General features: G+C 67.9%; 16 protein-coding genes and 1 pseudogene. 10 read left to right on the top strand and 7 right to left on the bottom strand.

The genetic code is table 11. The features are described 5' to 3' along the window. The first annotated feature begins 61 nt into the window (after positions 1 to 61). From AB0H93_RS17735 to AB0H93_RS17715, 5 genes are all read left to right on the top strand, one after another. The gene (locus AB0H93_RS17735; RefSeq protein WP_358573519.1) at positions 62 to 943 is read left to right on the top strand and encodes a LysR family transcriptional regulator; all 882 of its coding nucleotides are present in this window, start codon (positions 62 to 64) and stop codon (positions 941 to 943) included. A 146-nt stretch (positions 944 to 1,089) separates the two neighbouring features. Further along, positions 1,090 to 2,208 (top strand): nitronate monooxygenase, encoded by a 1,119-nt coding sequence (locus AB0H93_RS17730; protein ID WP_358573517.1) that lies wholly within the window; start codon positions 1,090 to 1,092, stop codon positions 2,206 to 2,208. Beyond that, complete coding sequence (locus tag AB0H93_RS17725; RefSeq protein ID WP_358573515.1) at positions 2,205 to 3,299, top strand: acyl-CoA dehydrogenase family protein; 1,095 nt, start codon at positions 2,205 to 2,207, stop codon at positions 3,297 to 3,299. Before AB0H93_RS17730 ends, AB0H93_RS17725 begins: the two co-directional genes overlap by 4 nt. A 20-nt stretch (positions 3,300 to 3,319) precedes the next feature. Further along, positions 3,320 to 4,477, top strand: coding sequence for an acyl-CoA dehydrogenase family protein (locus AB0H93_RS17720; protein WP_358573513.1), 1,158 nt, complete (start codon positions 3,320 to 3,322; stop codon positions 4,475 to 4,477). Next, positions 4,474 to 4,782 carry a hypothetical protein gene (locus tag AB0H93_RS17715; protein ID WP_358573510.1) on the top strand — a complete coding sequence of 103 codons (309 nt, stop codon included), beginning with the start codon at positions 4,474 to 4,476 and terminating at the stop codon, positions 4,780 to 4,782. Before AB0H93_RS17720 ends, AB0H93_RS17715 begins: the two co-directional genes overlap by 4 nt. Here AB0H93_RS17715 and AB0H93_RS17710 read toward each other — a convergent pair. Next, a complete protein-coding gene (locus AB0H93_RS17710) occupies positions 4,779 to 5,408 on the bottom strand; it encodes a LysE family translocator (protein WP_358573508.1) in 630 nt (209 codons plus the stop codon). The two genes, AB0H93_RS17715 and AB0H93_RS17710, sit on opposite strands and share 4 nt — an antisense overlap. Before the next feature lie 384 nt (positions 5,409 to 5,792). Beyond that, complete coding sequence (locus tag AB0H93_RS17705; RefSeq protein WP_358573506.1) at positions 5,793 to 6,368, bottom strand: CGNR zinc finger domain-containing protein; 576 nt, start codon at positions 6,366 to 6,368, stop codon at positions 5,793 to 5,795. Positions 6,369 to 6,471: 103 nt separating this feature from the next. Here AB0H93_RS17705 and AB0H93_RS17700 point away from each other — a divergent pair, with 103 nt between their 5' ends. After that, positions 6,472 to 7,644, top strand: a complete 1,173-nt coding sequence (locus AB0H93_RS17700) for an epoxide hydrolase family protein (RefSeq protein ID WP_358573504.1) — start codon at positions 6,472 to 6,474, stop codon at positions 7,642 to 7,644. 48 nt (positions 7,645 to 7,692) lie between these two features. On the opposite strand, the pseudogene AB0H93_RS17695 reads toward AB0H93_RS17700, so the two are convergent. Next, positions 7,693 to 7,881: pseudogene (locus AB0H93_RS17695) on the bottom strand (NADP-dependent oxidoreductase); the annotation flags it as partial. On the opposite strand from AB0H93_RS17695, the gene AB0H93_RS17690 reads away from it, so the two are divergent. Further along, entirely contained in the window at positions 7,878 to 8,006 is a 129-nt protein-coding gene (locus AB0H93_RS17690; RefSeq protein ID WP_358573502.1) for a hypothetical protein, read from the top strand. The pseudogene AB0H93_RS17695 and the gene AB0H93_RS17690 sit on opposite strands and share 4 nt — an antisense overlap. Positions 8,007 to 8,085: 79 nt before the next feature. Here AB0H93_RS17690 and AB0H93_RS17685 read toward each other — a convergent pair whose 3' ends face one another. Next, on the bottom strand, positions 8,086 to 8,691 hold the full coding sequence (locus AB0H93_RS17685; RefSeq protein WP_358573499.1) for a CGNR zinc finger domain-containing protein: 606 nt from the start codon (positions 8,689 to 8,691) through the stop codon (positions 8,086 to 8,088). A 60-nt stretch (positions 8,692 to 8,751) separates the two neighbouring features. On the opposite strand from AB0H93_RS17685, the gene AB0H93_RS17680 reads away from it, so the two are divergent. Beyond that, positions 8,752 to 9,984, top strand: coding sequence for an MFS transporter (locus tag AB0H93_RS17680; RefSeq protein WP_358573497.1), 1,233 nt, complete (start codon positions 8,752 to 8,754; stop codon positions 9,982 to 9,984). Between the two features lie 313 nt (positions 9,985 to 10,297). Here the strand turns inward: AB0H93_RS17680 and AB0H93_RS17675 are convergent, their stop codons facing one another. Then, positions 10,298 to 10,840 (bottom strand): MaoC family dehydratase, encoded by a 543-nt coding sequence (locus tag AB0H93_RS17675; RefSeq protein ID WP_358573494.1) that lies wholly within the window; start codon positions 10,838 to 10,840, stop codon positions 10,298 to 10,300. Between the two features lie 90 nt (positions 10,841 to 10,930). Further along, a complete protein-coding gene (locus AB0H93_RS17670; RefSeq protein WP_358573492.1) occupies positions 10,931 to 11,818 on the bottom strand; it encodes a LysR family transcriptional regulator in 888 nt (295 codons plus the stop codon). A gap of 74 nt (positions 11,819 to 11,892) precedes the next feature. Here AB0H93_RS17670 and AB0H93_RS17665 point away from each other — a divergent pair, with 74 nt between their 5' ends. Together AB0H93_RS17665 and AB0H93_RS17660 are read left to right on the top strand one after the other, a co-directional pair. Beyond that, positions 11,893 to 13,071, top strand: a complete 1,179-nt coding sequence (locus AB0H93_RS17665) for a CaiB/BaiF CoA-transferase family protein (protein WP_358573490.1) — start codon at positions 11,893 to 11,895, stop codon at positions 13,069 to 13,071. A 51-nt stretch (positions 13,072 to 13,122) separates the two neighbouring features. Continuing rightward, the gene (locus AB0H93_RS17660) at positions 13,123 to 14,391 is read left to right on the top strand and encodes an SLC13 family permease (protein WP_358573488.1); all 1,269 of its coding nucleotides are present in this window, start codon (positions 13,123 to 13,125) and stop codon (positions 14,389 to 14,391) included. 55 nt (positions 14,392 to 14,446) lie between these two features. On the opposite strand, the gene AB0H93_RS17655 is transcribed toward AB0H93_RS17660, so the two are convergent. Continuing rightward, positions 14,447 to 16,057 (bottom strand): FAD-dependent oxidoreductase, encoded by a 1,611-nt coding sequence (locus AB0H93_RS17655; protein ID WP_358573486.1) that lies wholly within the window; start codon positions 16,055 to 16,057, stop codon positions 14,447 to 14,449. Positions 16,058 to 16,381 lie beyond the last annotated feature (324 nt).

Raw genomic sequence — 16,381 nt, 5'->3', positions numbered from 1 at the left:
CACCACCGGCCCGGACGAACACCGTTGCACCGATACTAAGAACTGCATCTAAGCTGCCCTCGTGGACGTTCGCCAGCTCCGGTTCTTCCTCGCGGTAGCCGAGCACGGCAGCGTGACGAGCGCAAGCGAAGCGCTCTACACCGCTCAGCCCGCGTTGTCCCAGGCCATTCGGGCGTTGGAGGAGGAGCTGGGCACCGAGCTGTTCCACCGGATGCCGAGAGGCATGGAGCTGTCCGCTGCGGGTGCGGCGTTGCTCGGGCCGGCGCATCAGATCGCGCGCGGCATCGCCGACGTGCACGACACCGTGCATGCGATCGCGGAGCTGAGGCAGGGACGGCTTGACGTCGTGGCACCTGCCGACCTCGCGCTCGACCCGTTGGTCGGTCTGGTGGCGCGGTTCCGCGCGGCGCATCCCGGTGTCTGGGTCAACCTGCGGGACGTCGGCGAGCTGGGGGATACCGCCACCGTCGTGCACAGTGCGGGCTGCGAGGTCGGGGTCGGCTACCTGCCGGTGAAACAAGCGCAGGTCGTCACGCATGTGTTGGGCAGGCGGGAGTTGTCGCTCGCCCTTCCCCCGGGGCGTCGTCGCCGACGCTCGGTGGCGCTGCGCGAAATCGCCGGTGTGCCGCTGATCCTTCCGCCACGGGGAACGGTCGTCCGCGATCTCGTGGAAGCGGCCTGGGGCGACTTGGGCATCGAGCCGCGAGTGGTGATCGAGACCGATCACCTGGGAAGCGTGCACCGGCTGGTGCGCGCCGGTGTCGGGGCCGCTTTCCTGCCTCCTGCGTTCGCCGAGCGAGCCGCGTCTTCCGGTGTGGTCGTCGTCGGCACGACACCGACTCTTGGACGGGACTTCGGTCTCCTGCACCGAGATGCGGTGTTGTCCCCAGCCGCGCGCGCGTTCGTCGCGCTCGCCGCAGAGCCACGGGGACGCGACTTGTAGCGATAGCCGCTCCCTATTCGGTCGACAACGATCTCGTCATGGACCGGATGCCCGGCGGCTGGTTTGAATGTCGCCACGTCGGGCAAGTGCGCCGACCGGGGGTCGTGTGCTGCACGGCCCACCGTCGTCCGTCATGAGGAGCAGACATGCCGAATCCCATCGCGCGCGGCGCGCTGCGAACCCGGCTGTGCGACAGGTTCGGGATCGAGTACCCGATCTTCGCCTTCGCGCACAGCATCGAAGTGGTGGCTGCGGTGACCGAGGCAGGTGGGTTCGGGGTCTGGGGAGCGACCCGCAACACCCCCGAAGAGATCGCCGACGGGCTCGCCGCACTGCACGCCCGCCTCGGTGGGAAGCCGTTCGGGGTGGACCTCGTGCTTCCGCAGGGCATGCCGGAGCTGGACGATCGGGAAGCAATCGAACGCGAGATTCCCGCCGAGCACCGCGCCTTCGTGGGTGACCTCCGCACCCGGTACGGCGTGCCCGAAGACGGGCAGTCCGGGATGCGCTCCCGTTTCGTGCGTTCGGAGCAGGTCGCGCGGCGGCAGATCGAAGCGGTGCTGGCATCGCCGGTCGCGATGTTCGCGATGGGCATCGGTAGCCCACCGGAGACCATCGGCCGCGCCAAAGCTACTGGGAAGACCGTGGTCTCGCTGGTCGGCACGCCGAAGCATGCGCGGCGTGCACTAGAGCTGGGAGCCGACCTGCTCGTCGCGCAGGGTTACGACGCGGGTGCGCACACCGGCACGGTAGGAACGTTCTCCCTGGTGCCGAGAATCGTCGACATCGCCGGCGACGTTCCGGTGCTGGCAGCGGGCGGTGTGGCGACCGGTCGGCACGTTGCCGCGAGCCTGGCGTTGGGCGCCGCCGGGGTGTGGACCGGGACCGCGTGGCTGGCCACTCGCGAACACGCCATGGAACCCGAGATCGTGGCAAAGCTGCTGCAGGCGGATGTCGATTCCACGGTGATCTCGCGAGCGGACAGCGGGAAAACACTACGGCAGATCAAGACCAAGTGGTCCGAGGAATGGGCGGCTGACGACGCGCCGGCGCCGCTGCGGATGCCGTACCAGGACATCCTCGTCGGCGATCTGCTGGGCGCGATCGACCGGCATCGGGTCGAGCCGTTGATGCACAGCCCCGCGGGGCAATCGGTGGGCTACGTGACCGGAGTCGACAGCGTCGCCGAGGTGATGTCGCGCCTGGTGGCGGAATGGCACGCCGCTCTGGATGGGCTGGTCGGCGATTCGGGGGAGATGGCGTGAGCCTCGCGGAAACCGCAGAGCAGAAGCAACTCCGGGATTGGCTGCGCAGGCTCCTGCACGACCACGCCCCGACGTCGGCGACTCTCGCGGTGATGGAAACCGATGCTGCCCACGACAGGCAGCTGTGGAAGCTGATGGCGTCGCAGCTCGGTCTGCAGGCCATGCTGGTGCCGGAGCAGTACGGGGGTGCGGAATCCGGCGTCGCTGACATCGCCGTCGTGATGGAGGAACTCGGGCGTGTGGCGCTACCGAGCCCCTTCTTGCCCAGCGCCGTGCTCGCCACGCGACTGCTGGTCGACGGTGCGACGGACGCTGCACAGGCACGGCTGCTACCGGGCCTGGCCAGCGGGGAGAGCATCGCCTGCGTGGTGCTGCCCGGCGACATCACCGCGACGCGCCATGGTGACCAGTGGCGGTTGAACGGCCGCAGCAGGCCTGTGATCTGCGGCGACGTGGCAGACATCGTGCTGGTCGTGGCAAGCGTTCCAGGAGGTCATGCACTGTTCGAGGTCCGCACCGGAGCGAACGGGCTTTCCCGCCAACGTCTCCCCAGCCTGGACTTGACCCGCACCTTGGCGGACCTGCATTTCGCGGCCGTGCCCGCCAACCACATCAGCGAGCTCGGAGATGTCACCGCAGCGGCGGAGTCCGCGCTGGACATCGCCCTCATCGCGTTGGGCGCGGAGCAGGTCGGCGGCGCACGGCACTGCCTGGACCGGGCGGTCGAGTATGCCGCCATGCGAACCCAGTTCGGCCGTCCGATCGGATCGTTCCAGGCGGTCAAGCACGCTTGCGCGAACATGCTGGCACTCGTCGAACCCGCTCGTTCCGCGGTGCTCTTCGCCGCCCATGCGGCCGATGCCGCCGATCCGGAGCTCCCGGCCTTGGCGAGTGTCGTCAAGGCGCACTGTCCCGAGGTCTACCTGCAGGCCGCGGCGGAGACGATCCAGCTGCACGGGGCGATCGGATTCAGCTGGGAACACGAGGCACACCTGCACCTCAAACGTGCCAAGAGCGGCCAACTGCTGTTCGGCGACGCTCGCCACCACCGGGAACGAATGCTGTCGTTGGCCCTGGACCGCTGGAGCTGATCTCATTGGACACACCGGACATGGACTCGTTGCAGCGCCTGCAGGCCGAGGTCGCCGACTGGCTGGACCAGCACGGTGCCGGCGGGCAGCGGCTGGAGTACGCGCACGAACCCTACGAACACGAACTGAGCCCGGCTGAGCGGGACTGGATCGACGTGTTGCGCGCCGGGCGCTGGCTATGCCTGTCGTGGCCCGCCGAGTACGGCGGGCGGGGACTTTCCGCAGCGGAATGCCTGGTGGTGGAGGAGGAGTTCGCCCGGCGCGGGCTGCGCCGTCCACTGCTCGGGATGGGGGAGACCCTGCTGGCACCCGCGGTGCTGGCGCACGGCACCGAGGAGCAGAAGCGGCGGTTCTTGCCGCCGATCCTGGCTGGTACCGACGTGTACTGCCAGGGCTTCTCCGAGCCCGGGTCCGGATCGGATCTGGCGAGCGTGCGCACGACGGGTGTCGTCGAAGACGACCACTTGCGCATCGACGGCGAGAAGATCTGGACAAGCGGTGCGCAGCAAGCCAACATGATGTTCCTGCTGTGCCGCACTGATCCCGACCCGGAGGCCCGGCACCGCGGCCTCACCTACGCCATCGTGTCCATGGCCGGCAACGGGTTCGACATCCGGCCGATCCGGCAGGCCGCGGGGGCACACGGGTTCGCGCACGAGTTCATCACCGGCGCCCGCACACCGCTCGACAACGTCATCGGCGGTCTCAACCGGGGATGGTCCGTCGCGATGACCACTTTGGGCGCCGAACGCGCCGGTGCGGCCGCCACCCAGCACTTCGGCTACCAGCGCGAATGGGAAGCCCTGGCGCAACGACTGCGGGACACCGGGCGGCTGGACGACCTGTGGGTGCGCCAGGAGCTCGCGCGGCTGCACCTCGGTGTGCAGCTGATGCGCGCCAGCGGAAGGCGCATCGCCGACAAGCTCGTCGCGGGCGAGTCGGTGGACGAGCTGCTGGCCGTGGACAAGCTCAACTGGTCGGAGTTCCACCGCGATTTCGGTGAGACCGCCCTGGATCTGCTCGGCGAGCAGGCGGCGGTGCGCCCGGCAGGACCGGGATATGCGCTGGACCGGTTCCAACGGGTCTTCCTGGAAAGCCGCGGCCGCCGAATCGCCCGTGGCACCAACCAGATCCAGCGCAACATCATCGCCGAGAGAATCCTCGGACTTCCGAGATGACGATCCTCGAGCGGAAAAGGGCGCGGATCAGGGCGGGCGCGATGGCAGGGCAGGAACAAGACGTGCAGCCGGTCCACCAGTTGGTGCGTGAGCGCGCCGGACTGGCCGTGGCCTTGCTCCGCCGGTACCTGATCGTCCTGTGCTGTCGCGCCCGCACGGCTCGCTCCCGCGTGGTGAAAGCCTTGCCGATGTCGCGGAGCACCAACGATGTCCGGGTGTTGCGGCGCGCAGTGACTACCGCGAGCCGGGTGCGCACTGGTGCTTTCCGCAGAGCGGTTTCGACCAATGATCGCGCATTCTCCTAGTTCTGGGACAGCGCCAGCGCCCCGCCGAGACCGATCAACGTGGTGCCGCTGGCGACCTGCTGGCGGCGCCACCAACGCGGATTCCGGGCCATGCGGGCCGACAGCGGACCCGCGAAGGCGGCGACGAGCAGATCGGAAATCAGCACGAACGCCACGAAGACGGCCCCCAGCAACAGGAAGACCAGCGTGGTCGAACCTCGCTCCGGGTGCACGAACTGGGGTAGGAAAGCCAGGAAGAACATCGCCGTCTTCGGGTTGAACACCTCGGTGATGAAGCCCTGCAGCACCGCGGACCCGCGCTGCCGCGGCGCTTCCGGCGGCTGCCCGCCGACGGCCGTGCGCATCTCCCACAACGCGCGGGCACCGAGGTAGATGAGATAGGCCGCACCGACGAGCTTCACCACGGTGAACGCCACAGCCGAGGCCGTCAGGAGCGCCGACAGCCCGACGGCCGCCGCAAGCGCGTGCACCGAAGCGCCCAGGGTGTTGCCGAAAGCGGAGAACACGCCTTCGCGGGAGCCACCTCGGATGCTTCGGGCCAGCACGTAGAGCATGCCGGGACCGGGCACGAAAGCGATCAACAGCACAGACCCGAAGTAGGCCCACCACTCGGCGAAGTTCGGCACGCATCGAGCCTACTGGTCGCGCGGGTCATCTTGCCTGACGGTGCGCGTAGCGGAACCTCAGGCGCCTTCTCGGCCCAGGGGCCCCGACTTTTGTATCACCAATACGCACGGCTGCGTGGGAGATCGCCAGCTGCCTACCCCTGCCCCTCCCGCCGTATCCGGGCCAGACTCCGGTTTCTGCGTGGTCAGCAATGCACAAATCGACACGGATACCAATTCCAGTCCCGGGCCGGATGCCGCTGGTGCGGCGGAAGCTGTTTGTGCTTCGTGAATGAACGTCGCCGATCAGTAAACGTAGACGTACTGATTGAGGACGTTGATCGAAGGCGTCGGATGGCTCTTGGTGGTGCCGCCAGGGCCCACTTGGATGTACCGAGGTAGCGATCACTCCGCTGATCTGGGGTTCTTGCGCTGGTTGGCCTTGAAGCGTGCTTTCTTCTGACGATTCCCGCACGTGTTCATGTCACACCATTTGCGGGTGCGACTTTGGCTGGTGTCGAAGAAGGCGGCTTGGCAAGTTGGTGATGCGCACAAGGCCAATTTTCCGTCTCGTTCGCCTGCGATGATGCTGATCGCGTCGTCGGCGATCACGCTGAGGGCATCTTCTACGCAGGAAGCCGAGCTGAGCCGCCATCGCCGCTTGCCCTCGGGCGTCAGGATAGCCGCGGCCCGACCCTGGGCGCTGCAGTCATTGATGACTTGGACAGCAGATGCGGGGAGAGCGTCCTGGATCGCGGCCGCTGTCGCGGCGGCGTGAATCGACTCCCTCAGTTCCCGAGCGAGTTCGAGCTGGGCAGTGGTGCAGGAGTCCACGGCGAGGCCGTTCACCGCCAGCCAGTCGACGAGTCGGTGCGGCGTGGGAATGCGCTCCACAGCGTCGCCACGACGCTCCGTCAGCGTCGCCGTGAAGCTGGTCGCTAGCACGTTACCGAGGCGAAAGTCAGGGAACCCAGCACGCATGGAACCACCTTAGCTGGTTGCACGCTGGCATGGAGGCATGTTAGAACCGCCTAAGCCGGTTCGCGATAGGTCGTAGCCGGTGCCGCGATGACCAGGAGGTCTCATGCCCCGTCCAACCAGCGACGTGCAAGCATTTGAAGCCCACGCGACTGACGCTGAGCTCGACGATCTGCGCGCGCGACTAGCCGCGGCGCGGCTACCGGAGGCCGAGACGGTCTATCGCGCCGCGCCCGACCCTCGTCGATGGGAACAGGGCGTTCCTCTCGCCGACCTCGTCGATGTCGTGAACTACTGGCGCACCGGGTACAACTGGCGGTCGTTCGAAGAGCGCCTCAACCGGATCGGCCAGTTCCGCACGACCATTGATGATCTGGGAATCCACTTCCTGCACCGCCGATCCGCGCGCGCGGATGCCACTCCTCTGATCTTGACGCACGGCTGGCCAGACAGCATTGCGCGGTTCGTCGATGTAGTAGACGAGCTGGCGGATCCGAAAGATGCAGACGCGCCGGCGTTCCACGTCGTGGTCCCGTCGCTACCGGGCTTTGGTTACAGCGACAAACCGGCCACCACCGGGTGGGGAACCGAAAAGATCGCGGCCGCATGGGTGGAACTGATGGAAAGGCTCGGCTACAGCAAGTTCGCAGCCCACGGCGGCGACTGGGGAGGTAATATCACCACGGTTCTCAGCGGCAGGTTCCCGGCGCACGTTCTCGGCATCCACACAACGTTCGCGGAGGGACCGCCCGGGTTGACAACGGACGGGCTGACGGCGGTCGAGCGCAAGTGGACCGAGGAAACCCGCGATTTCTGGCGCCACCGCGCGGCGTACGCGAAGCAGCAGGCGACCCGACCGCAGACCATCGGCTACTCGCTCGTCGACTCACCGGTCGGGCTTCTTGCCTGGATCCTCGACAAGTTCGCCGAGTGGTCGGACACCGAAGACAGCCCGTTCGAGACGATTTCCAGAGACCGCGTACTTGACGACGTCACCCTGTATTGGCTGACGCGGACCGGCGCATCGGCGGCCCGCATTTACTACGAAAGCCACAACTCGCTGGACCCCGAACTTCGGGTCGACGTCCCGTCAGCACTCACTATGTATCCCCGCGACGTCGAGAAGTGTCCGCGCCCCTGGGCGCAGGAGCGGTACCGGCAGATCGTCCGATGGAGGGTGCCCGAAACCGGGGGACATTTCCCGTCGCTGGAGGTTCCCGAGTATTTCGTCAAGGATCTGCAAGAGGGCCTCGCGGCAGTGCTGGCCGCCAATCGGTGAACGCGGCTGGGTGCCGGCACTCGATCACCGCCTGATCCGGCTCAAGGCGTTGGCCGGGCCGGCGGTCCCGATCACGCGTGCGTCTCGCGCAACGGCGAGCGCGGCGCTGCCCACGCCCCCGGTGGCGCCGCTGATGACCAGTGTGGTGCTGTTCCCGACGCCGAGCAGGTCAAGCACGGGCGTGGCCGCTTCGATGGCGGTTGGTAGCGCGGCAGCGCCGGGGAAGTCAAGAGATGGTCGGCCCGGAGGGCGACCAGCTGCTGGCCCGAGCGCTGGTCGACCTCTATTCGCGCCTGGCGATGAGCCCGCAGGGGGCGGCCGCGGTGCGAGCCGGGGTCGGCAGCGCTTACGAGGGCGGCTGACGCGAACTCGGCCCTGCTCGGCTCGATTCTCGCATTCCTGTCCAAAGAGGACGGCGCCTGCGCGAGCCCGGACTTGCGATCATCTCTGGCGGCGCTTTTCGCGGCGCCGCTCCGTGAAATGCCGCTTCTTCGACGCCGCACCGCAGGTGCCCATGGCGCACCAGGTGCCGGAGCGGTTCTTCGACGAGTCGTAGAAGACCCAGCGGCAGGCCGAATCGCGGCAGGTCTTCAGCCGGGCGAGCTCGCCCGTGGACCGCGCCGTGAAGGTGTCCGCCAGCAGCGTGGCCAGCGCGTGCTCGATGCCCTGCTGGGCGACCGGCCGGAGAGCTAGCTCCTGGCCCCCGGCGGTGCGCACCCGCAGGGGCAGTGTCATCGCGGCCTCGTCCAGCGTGCGGAGCGCGTCGCTGTCGTCTGCCTCGCTCGCGTCGTTGTGCCGCGCGAGCAGGGCGCGAAGGCCCTCGCGGACCACGATGGCGCGCTCCAGGTCGTCCGCGTCGACCCGGGCGCGCGGTTGCAGCAACCCCTGCGCGCTCATCCAGTCTCGCAGTGCAGCGGGCGAGGACAGCTCGTCGCGGAAGTCGCCGGTCTCGCGGAAGTTGATCCGAGTGTTGACGAACTCCTGCACCCGGTCCAGCGGGGCGGGCGCGGTCGGCCGGTCCTCGGGGCGCTCGTAGGGGAGGTCCACCCCCGAAGGTTACCGCCGAAGGGCATTGACTGGGCACATGTGACCACCCATCATGGATGAGTGGTCACAAAGACGACGCATTCCCAGCAGGTGGATCGCCTCGCGCGTTGGCTGGTGGGCGGCGGGATCGTCGTGACTGCGCTGAGCCTGCGCTCCGCGGTCACCAGCCTGGGCGTGGTGCTCGACCAGGTGCGTGCGGCGCTGGCGATGAGCGCGACGCTGGCCGGGGTCGTCACCGCCCTGCCCGTGATCTGCTTCGCGGCGTTCGGCGCGCTGGCGTCGGCGCTGTCCCGCCGAATCGGGGAGGCGCAGCTGGTCCTCGGCGGGGTCGCGGTAATCGTCGTCGGCCTCGCCTGGCGGGCGGTCGCGGGCGGTTCGGCGAGCTTCGTGCTCGGCAGCACGCTCGCGCTGGCCGGCATTGCGGTCGCCAACATCATGATGCCGGTGCTGATCAAGCTGTACTTCCCGCGCCGTGTCGGCCTGATGACCGGGGTCTACTCCATGGGTGCGGCCGCCAGCGTCGCGCTGCCCGCCGGGGCCACCGTCGGGATCGGCGAGGCGACCGGGTACGGCTGGCGGGGCGGCCTCGGGAGCTGGGCCCTCGTCGCGGCGGTCGCGTTGGTGCCGTGGGTGATCTTGCTCCGGCGGCGCCGCGCGCCGGCCGACGAAGAACCGGTCCCGCACCGGGTGCACCCGCCGACGGCCCTGCTCCGCAGCCCCACCGCGCTGGGCCTCGCCGCGTTCTTCGGACTCCAGGCGCTCAGCGCCTACGCCGTGATGGGCTGGCTCCCGGCGATCCTCATCGGCGCCGGTATCGCGGCGGACACCGCGGCCCTGATGCTTTCCGCGTCGGCCCTGGCGGCGATCCCCATCAGCCTGGTGCTTCCCCGGTTCGCCGCGAAGAGCCGCAGCCAGCGGCCCTACGTCGCCGGGATCGTCCTCGGTGGACTCGCCGGATACACCGGCCTGCTGCTCGCCCCGGCGGCCGCACCCTGGCTCTGGGTCGTGCTGCTGGCCTGCCTGCACGGAGCTTTCCCGCTCGCGATGACGCTCATTTCGCTGCGCACCCGCGAGGCGTCCACCGCCGCTCAGCTCTCCGGTTTCGCGCAGAGCGCCGGGTACGCGCTCGCCGCACTCGGCCCGCTGGCTATCGGTGCCCTCAACGACCTGACGAGCGGCTGGACCGCACCGCTGCTCCTGCTGATCGCGTGCCTGGTCGTCGAGCTGGTCGCCGGGTTCGTCGCCGCGCGGCCGCGGCACGTCGACGACGAGATCGCGACCGCGGTCCGCTGAGCCGGGCTCCCGAGGTGGCTGGATGGGCCCGTTGTGCTCGACTTTCCCGATCTCCCGGTGCGCGCGGTGCTTGACGACGTCACCGACGCCTTGGCGCGGCGGTCCTGGTAGCCGTCGGGCACCGGCAAGACGACGCTCATCCCGTTGGCATTGGCCACGACGAACTGGTCCGCAGTGGCGCAGAAGCGCCTGTCGATGGTGTCGAGCCGGGTGTCAAGAGGCAGTCCTGCGCAGTCCAGCCCGAACAGCCAGTTGCTCGAACACGTCTGCTCTTGCGGAGTAGTCGTGCAGTGAGCGTGGGCCGGTAGGAAGGTCAGTGATCGAGGGCTTTCCTGGACAGTTCGTCCCATTCAGGGCGGACCGCGGTGAAGTCCGGGCCGCAGCCTCGCTTGTAGACCATCAGCGTGCGCTCGAAGATGATGACGATTTCGGAGCGCTGGTTGAAGCCGGTGGTGCGCACCGTCACGATGCCGATCTCGGGCCGGGACCTGGATTCCCGGATGGAGAGGACCTCGGATTCGGAGTAGAGGGTGTCGCCTTCGAAGACCGGGTGCGGCAGGCGGACCTTGTCCCATCCGAGGTTGGCGAACACGTGTTGCGACAGGTCGGTCACCGACTGGCCCGTGATCAGCGCGAGGGTGAACGTCGAGTCGACCAGCGGGCGCTCGAACTCGGTCTGCGCCGCGTAGTGGGCGTCGAAGTGGATGGGGGAGGTGTTCTGCGTGAGCAGGGTGGTCCAGATGTTGTCGGTCCGCGTGATGGTGCGTCCCAAGGGGTGGCGATAGGCGTCCCCGACCTGGAAATCGTCGAAGTAGCGGCCGGTCCAGCCGGGCACGTAGTTCTTGTCAGCCGTCATGGCGTCAGTTTGCCGGTCCGGAGACGCCACTGACCACTTCGGATCGATGGCCGTTCGCTATGGCATCGATGCGCGTCGCGCATGGACCTCTCAGCGTTTGATCAGCGGATGATCGTGGACGAACTCGATGAAGCGCGCGACCGGTGGGGATTGTTGGCGGGTGCTCAGCGTGGCGAACCCGGCTGTCCGCACGGCGCCGGAGTCCTTGATGAACAGCTGCTTGGTGCCCTTCGGCAGGGGACCAGGGGTGGGGACGGGCAACACCGCCACGCCTGCACCGGATGCGACGAGGCCCCAGAGGGTGGGGATTTCTGTTGCCTCCACGACAACCGCAGGTGTGAAGCCGGCCTTGGTGCATAGCGCGTCGAAGATCTGGCGCAAGCCGAACTCCGGGCGCAGCGCCACGAAGGTCTCGTCCGAAACTCGCGCCAAGTCGATCTTCTTCGCGTTCGCCAGCGGATGCTGGTCGCCGACCACGAGGCGGAGTGGTTCCTCGGCGATCGGGTGCCAGTGGATGTCCTCGTCCCGCGGCTGCGGGCTGCAGATGGCCGCATCCACCGACTCGTGGCGCAGCATGTCCAGCACTTGATCGGCGGGGCCGCCTTCGAGCAGGAACTGCGTGGACGCAGCTTGCTGCCGGTATTCCTGCATGAGGCGTGGCACCAGCCAGGAGCCGAAGGAGGTGACGAATCCCAGTGACACGACGCCGCTCTGCGGGTCGAGCATCGCGCCGATCCGCTGCTCGGCCGCGTCGATTTCCCCCAGGACGCGCGCGGCGTGTGCCCGGACGACCTCGCCGTACCGGTTGAGCCGGAGGCGCTTGCCGGTGCGGTCGAAGAGGCTGGTGCCGAAGTGCTTCTCCAGCCGGTTGACGGCACGCGACAGGGTGGGCTGCGTGATGTGCAGCCCCTCGGCGGTGCGGGTGACCTGTTCGGTTTCGGCGAGTGCGACGAACCACTCCAGGTCTCGAATCTCCATGCCGGAATGATGCGCGCGACGCATGGTTCTGGCAAGAATCCGTCATTGGACTTGTCTGCGCAGGTCTCCGCAGCATGTTCGTCATGCAACACAACCACTCTTCCGAGCAGGCTGCTGGCGTCCTTTCCGGTGTCGTCGTCGTATCGTTGGAACAAGCGGTCGCCGCGCCGTTCGCCACCCGGCAGCTCGCGGATCTCGGTGCTCGGGTCATCAAGGTCGAGCGCCCCGGAGCGGGCGACCTGGCCCGCGGCTACGACACGACGGTCAAGGGGATGGCCAGTCACTTCGTGTGGCTCAACCGGGGCAAGGAGAGCGTCGAACTCGACGTCAAGTCGGCAGCCGGCCGGGAGGTCCTCGGCAGGCTGATCGACCGGGCAGACGTGGTCGTGCAGAACCTCGCGCCCGGAGCGGCCGAACGCCTCGGTGTCGGGGCTGCGGACCTGCGGCAGGCGCGACCTGAGCTGATCACCTGCGACATCTCCGGGTACGGGGCGGGCGGCCCCTACTCCGGGCAGAAGGCCTACGACCTGCTCATCCAGTGCGAAACCGGCTTGGTCTCCATCACCGGTACCGAGGAGACCCCGTCCAAGGTCGGCCTCTCCATCGCCGACATCGCAACCGGCATGTACGCCTACACCGGCATCCTCACCGCGCTGCTCGAGCGGCAGCGATCGGGGCGAGGAGCGGCGCTGGAGGTGTCGATGCTGGAGGCGCTGGGGGAGTGGATGGGCTACCCCTTGCACTACACGTGCTACGGCGGCACCGCGCCTGCGCGGGCCGGTGCCAGTCACGCCACGATCGCGCCTTACGGTCCGTTCACCGCAGGGGACGGCGTGACCATCAACCTCGGCCTGCAGAACGAGCGCGAGTGGAAGCGGTTCTGCGACGTGGTGCTGGAAAATCCGGATCTGGTTTCTGATCCGCGGTTCGCGGACAACAGCTCCCGCGTGGCCAACCGAGCCGAGCTCGACGGCATCATCGCGGGCATCTTCGCGACCTTCGGCTCGGACGAGGCCCTCCGCCGCTTGGATGCGGCCCCGATCGCTTACGCCCGCCAGCGCACCGTGGCGGAGTTCGCCGAGCATCCGCAGTTGCGCGCCCGCGACCGCTGGCGTCCCGTGTGGACACCGGTCGGCGAGATCGAAGCGCTCGTGCCACCGGTCACCGTCGCTGGCAACGAGGCGCTGATGCGCCCGGTACCCGCACTCGGCGAGCACACCGAATCCGTCCTCACCTGGCTCGACGAGCAGTAGCCGACACCCCTGGGCGGGCCCGTGCCTGCCTTGCGACAAGGAGGCTCAGCAATGGTGCTGACCACGGCCTTGGCCGGATTGATCATGGTTTTTCTCCTCGGGTCGCTGCGGCCGGTGAACATGGGGGCGATCGCGCTCGTCGCGGCGTTCCTGCTGTGTTCGCTGAACGGCATCGCTACCGGCGACCTCCTCGACGAGTTCCCGGTGTCGTTGCTGATCACCCTGGTCGGGGTGACGTTCCTGTTCGGCATCGCCAAGTCCAACGGGACGATCGACTGGCTGGTCAGGCTGGCCATGTCCGCCGTTCGCGGCCGCAAGCAGCTCATGCCCTGGATCGTGTTCCTCACAGCTACCGCGCTCGCCGCGATCGGTGCGGCGTCACCGGCCGCCGTGGCGATCGTGGCGCCGATCGGGATCGCCTTCGCCGTCAAACACCGCGCCAGTCCCCTGCTCAACGGGCTGATGGCCGTCAACGGCGCGGCGGCCGGCAGCTTCTCCCCGGTCGGAGTGCTCGGCACGATCGCGCTCGGTGCGGCCGCCGAGCACGGGTTGACGATCGATCCGCTCGTGCTTTTCGGCGCTACCTTCGGCTTCAACGTGATCGTGGCGCTCGGCACCGTCGTAATCTTCCGAAATCACGGGATCAGTGCCCTCGAGCAAACTGATGATCTCCCGGATGGAGCTGGCATCGGTGGGGCAGTTGCGACGCGGACGCGGCCGGAGACCCGCGTCCGCGTGGAGCAGGTCGTGACGCTGACCGGGATCCTGGCGATGGTCGTCGCCGTCACCGGGTTCGGCGTGGACACGGGTGTGGCCTCGTTGAGCGTCGCGGTCGTGCTCGCTTTGCTGTTCGGCAAGACGGCGCAGGCCGGGGCGACCAGCATCGCATGGCCGGTCGTCTTGCTGGTGTGCGGCATCGTCACCTACATCTCGGTCATGGAACAGCTCGGCGTGGTGGATGCGTTGGGTCAGGGTGTGACGGCGGTAGGGGCGCCGCTGGTGGCTGCCTTGCTGCTCTGCCTCATCGGTGGCGTGGTTTCGGCGTTCGCTTCGACCACCGGAATCTTGGGAGCGCTCGTACCGCTGAGTGCTCCGCTGCTCCTCAGTGGACACCTCGACGCGACTGCGCTGCTCGCGGCGCTGTGCGTGTCGTCGTCGGTGGTCGATGCAAGCCCGTTCTCCACCAACGGAGCCTTGATCGTGGCCAACGTGCCTGAGCACCAGCGCACCGCGACGTACCGGGTGTTGCTGTTGTGGGGTGCCGCTCTGATCATCGTGGCCCCGCTCGCCAGCTGGGGGATGCTCGTCGTGCTTCTCTAACCGGCGTGCTCGACGAAGACCTGGTCCTCACCGACGGATTCTCCCGCCAGGGCTTTCAGTTCTGGATCAGGTCTGCGCAGCGTTCGCCGATCATGATCGAGGGGGCGTTGGTGTTGCCGCCGATGATGGATGGCATCACCGAGGCGTCCGCGACTCGGAGGCCGTCGATGCCGAGGACCTTGAGGTCCGGCCCGACCACTGCTCGTTCGTCCGCGCCCATTCGGCAGGTCCCCACCGGGTGGTAGACGCTGTGCACGTAGTCCGGGAGGACCCGGCGCAGTTCCTTCTCGTCCGAGTACTGCTGGCCCGGTCCGATCTCGCCCTGGTTGTCGCCGACGCCGTCCATCACCTCTCGCACCATCTTGATGCCTTCGAGAAGCACGTCGCTGTCCTTGCCGACCTTCAGGTACGCGGGGTCGATCAGCGGCGCGGCCAGCGGGTCCGCGCTGGACAGGCGAACGGTGCCGCGGCTTTCGGGGTAGATCAACGTCGGGAAGACGCTCTGCCCGGGCTTCGTCGAAGGCGGTCGCACCGCCTTGTCGGAGTCCTGGTTCGGAATCGGGTAAACCCAGTACAGGCTCAACAGCTGGAGGTTCGGGACCGAACCGGCGTGCGACGTGCGCACGAAGCCGGTCGCTTCGAACTGCGAGCCGCCGGCCCAGCCAGAGCCGGGGCGGAACCACTCCCGGGCGAGGCCGCGCGCGAAGTACGACGGGGTCGGCCTGCGCAGGGCCGAGTCCATCCGGAACGACACCGGCACGAAGAGGTGATCGTGGAGGTTGTCCCCGACCGGCAGGTCCGCCCGCACCTCGATGCTGTGCTCGCGCAGGTGGTCCGCCGGGCCGATGCCGGACAGCATGAGGAGCTGAGGGGAACCGAACGCTCCAGCGGACAGGATGACCTCGCGCCCAGCCCTGATGACGCGTCGGCTGCCGTTCCTGCCGATGACCTCCACCCCGGTAGCGCGTGAGCCGTTCAGCACCACCTTGGAAACGGTCGCATTGGTGACGATGGTGAGATCGTCCACCGGATCGTTGTGGAGGTATCCCTTCGACGCGGAGTACCGCACACCGGGATCGGCGCTGAGCTGGACGGCCGCGATGCCCTCCTGGCCTTCCGCGTTGTAGTCGTCGAGCATCGGCACGTCGAGGCGGCTCGTCGCCGCGTCCATGAAGCCCCGCGCGGCCTCGGTCAGGCCGTCTTGCTTCCGGACGCGGATCGGACCGCCCGCCCCCCGGAAGTCGTTCGCACCGCCCTCCCAGTGCTCCAGGCGCTTGAACGTCGGCAGGACGTCGTCGTACGACCAGCCCTTGCAGCCGTCGTTCGCCCAATCGTCGTAGTTCTCGCGGTTGCCCCGGACGAAGAGCATGCCATTGACCGAGCTGGATCCGCCCAGCACCTTCCCACGGGTCTGGGGAATCTTGCGGTTGGCCGCATGCTCCTGGGGGACCGACTTGTAGCCCCAGTCGAAGAACTTCTTCAGCTGCGGCGTGGAGTGCACCACCGCGATGGCACCCGGGATGCTCAACAGGCTCTTCAACGGCCCTCGGTCGTCCCGGGCCCCGGCTTCGACCAGGATGACGCTGGATCCCCGCTCGGCGAGTCGTCGCGCCACGGCACATCCGGCGCTGCCCGCGCCCACAACGACGTAATCAGCCTCAGACATCCCGACGCCTTTCACCGCAAGCAGACCTTGTTCGGACGAGTGGCAGTTCAAGCGTTGGTCAGGTTAGAACACGTTCTAGATACTTGTCCATACGCACATCGCAGAAACCGAGCCTGACAGCACTGGCAACACGCGGATTCCGATCAGGTTGATGCGCCACCTGTGGAACAGGTTCTGCGCACTAGTTCGCGGCGCGGCGAGGCGCGGGGACCTGCGAGCACTCCGCTGCCTGATCGGCCACGGCATAGCCGGCGATGTCCAGAACAGCACGGTCGGTCAACATGTCGACCGGACCGGTATCCACCGCAGCCGACTTGACGGCCG

The organism is Saccharopolyspora sp. NPDC050642 (genome assembly GCF_040654735.1).
Taxonomy (GTDB): Bacteria; Actinomycetota; Actinomycetes; order Mycobacteriales; family Pseudonocardiaceae; genus Saccharopolyspora; species Saccharopolyspora elongata.
The sequence above is the reverse complement of the archived record's forward strand: the minus strand, read 5'-3'. Positions and strand labels throughout refer to the sequence as shown.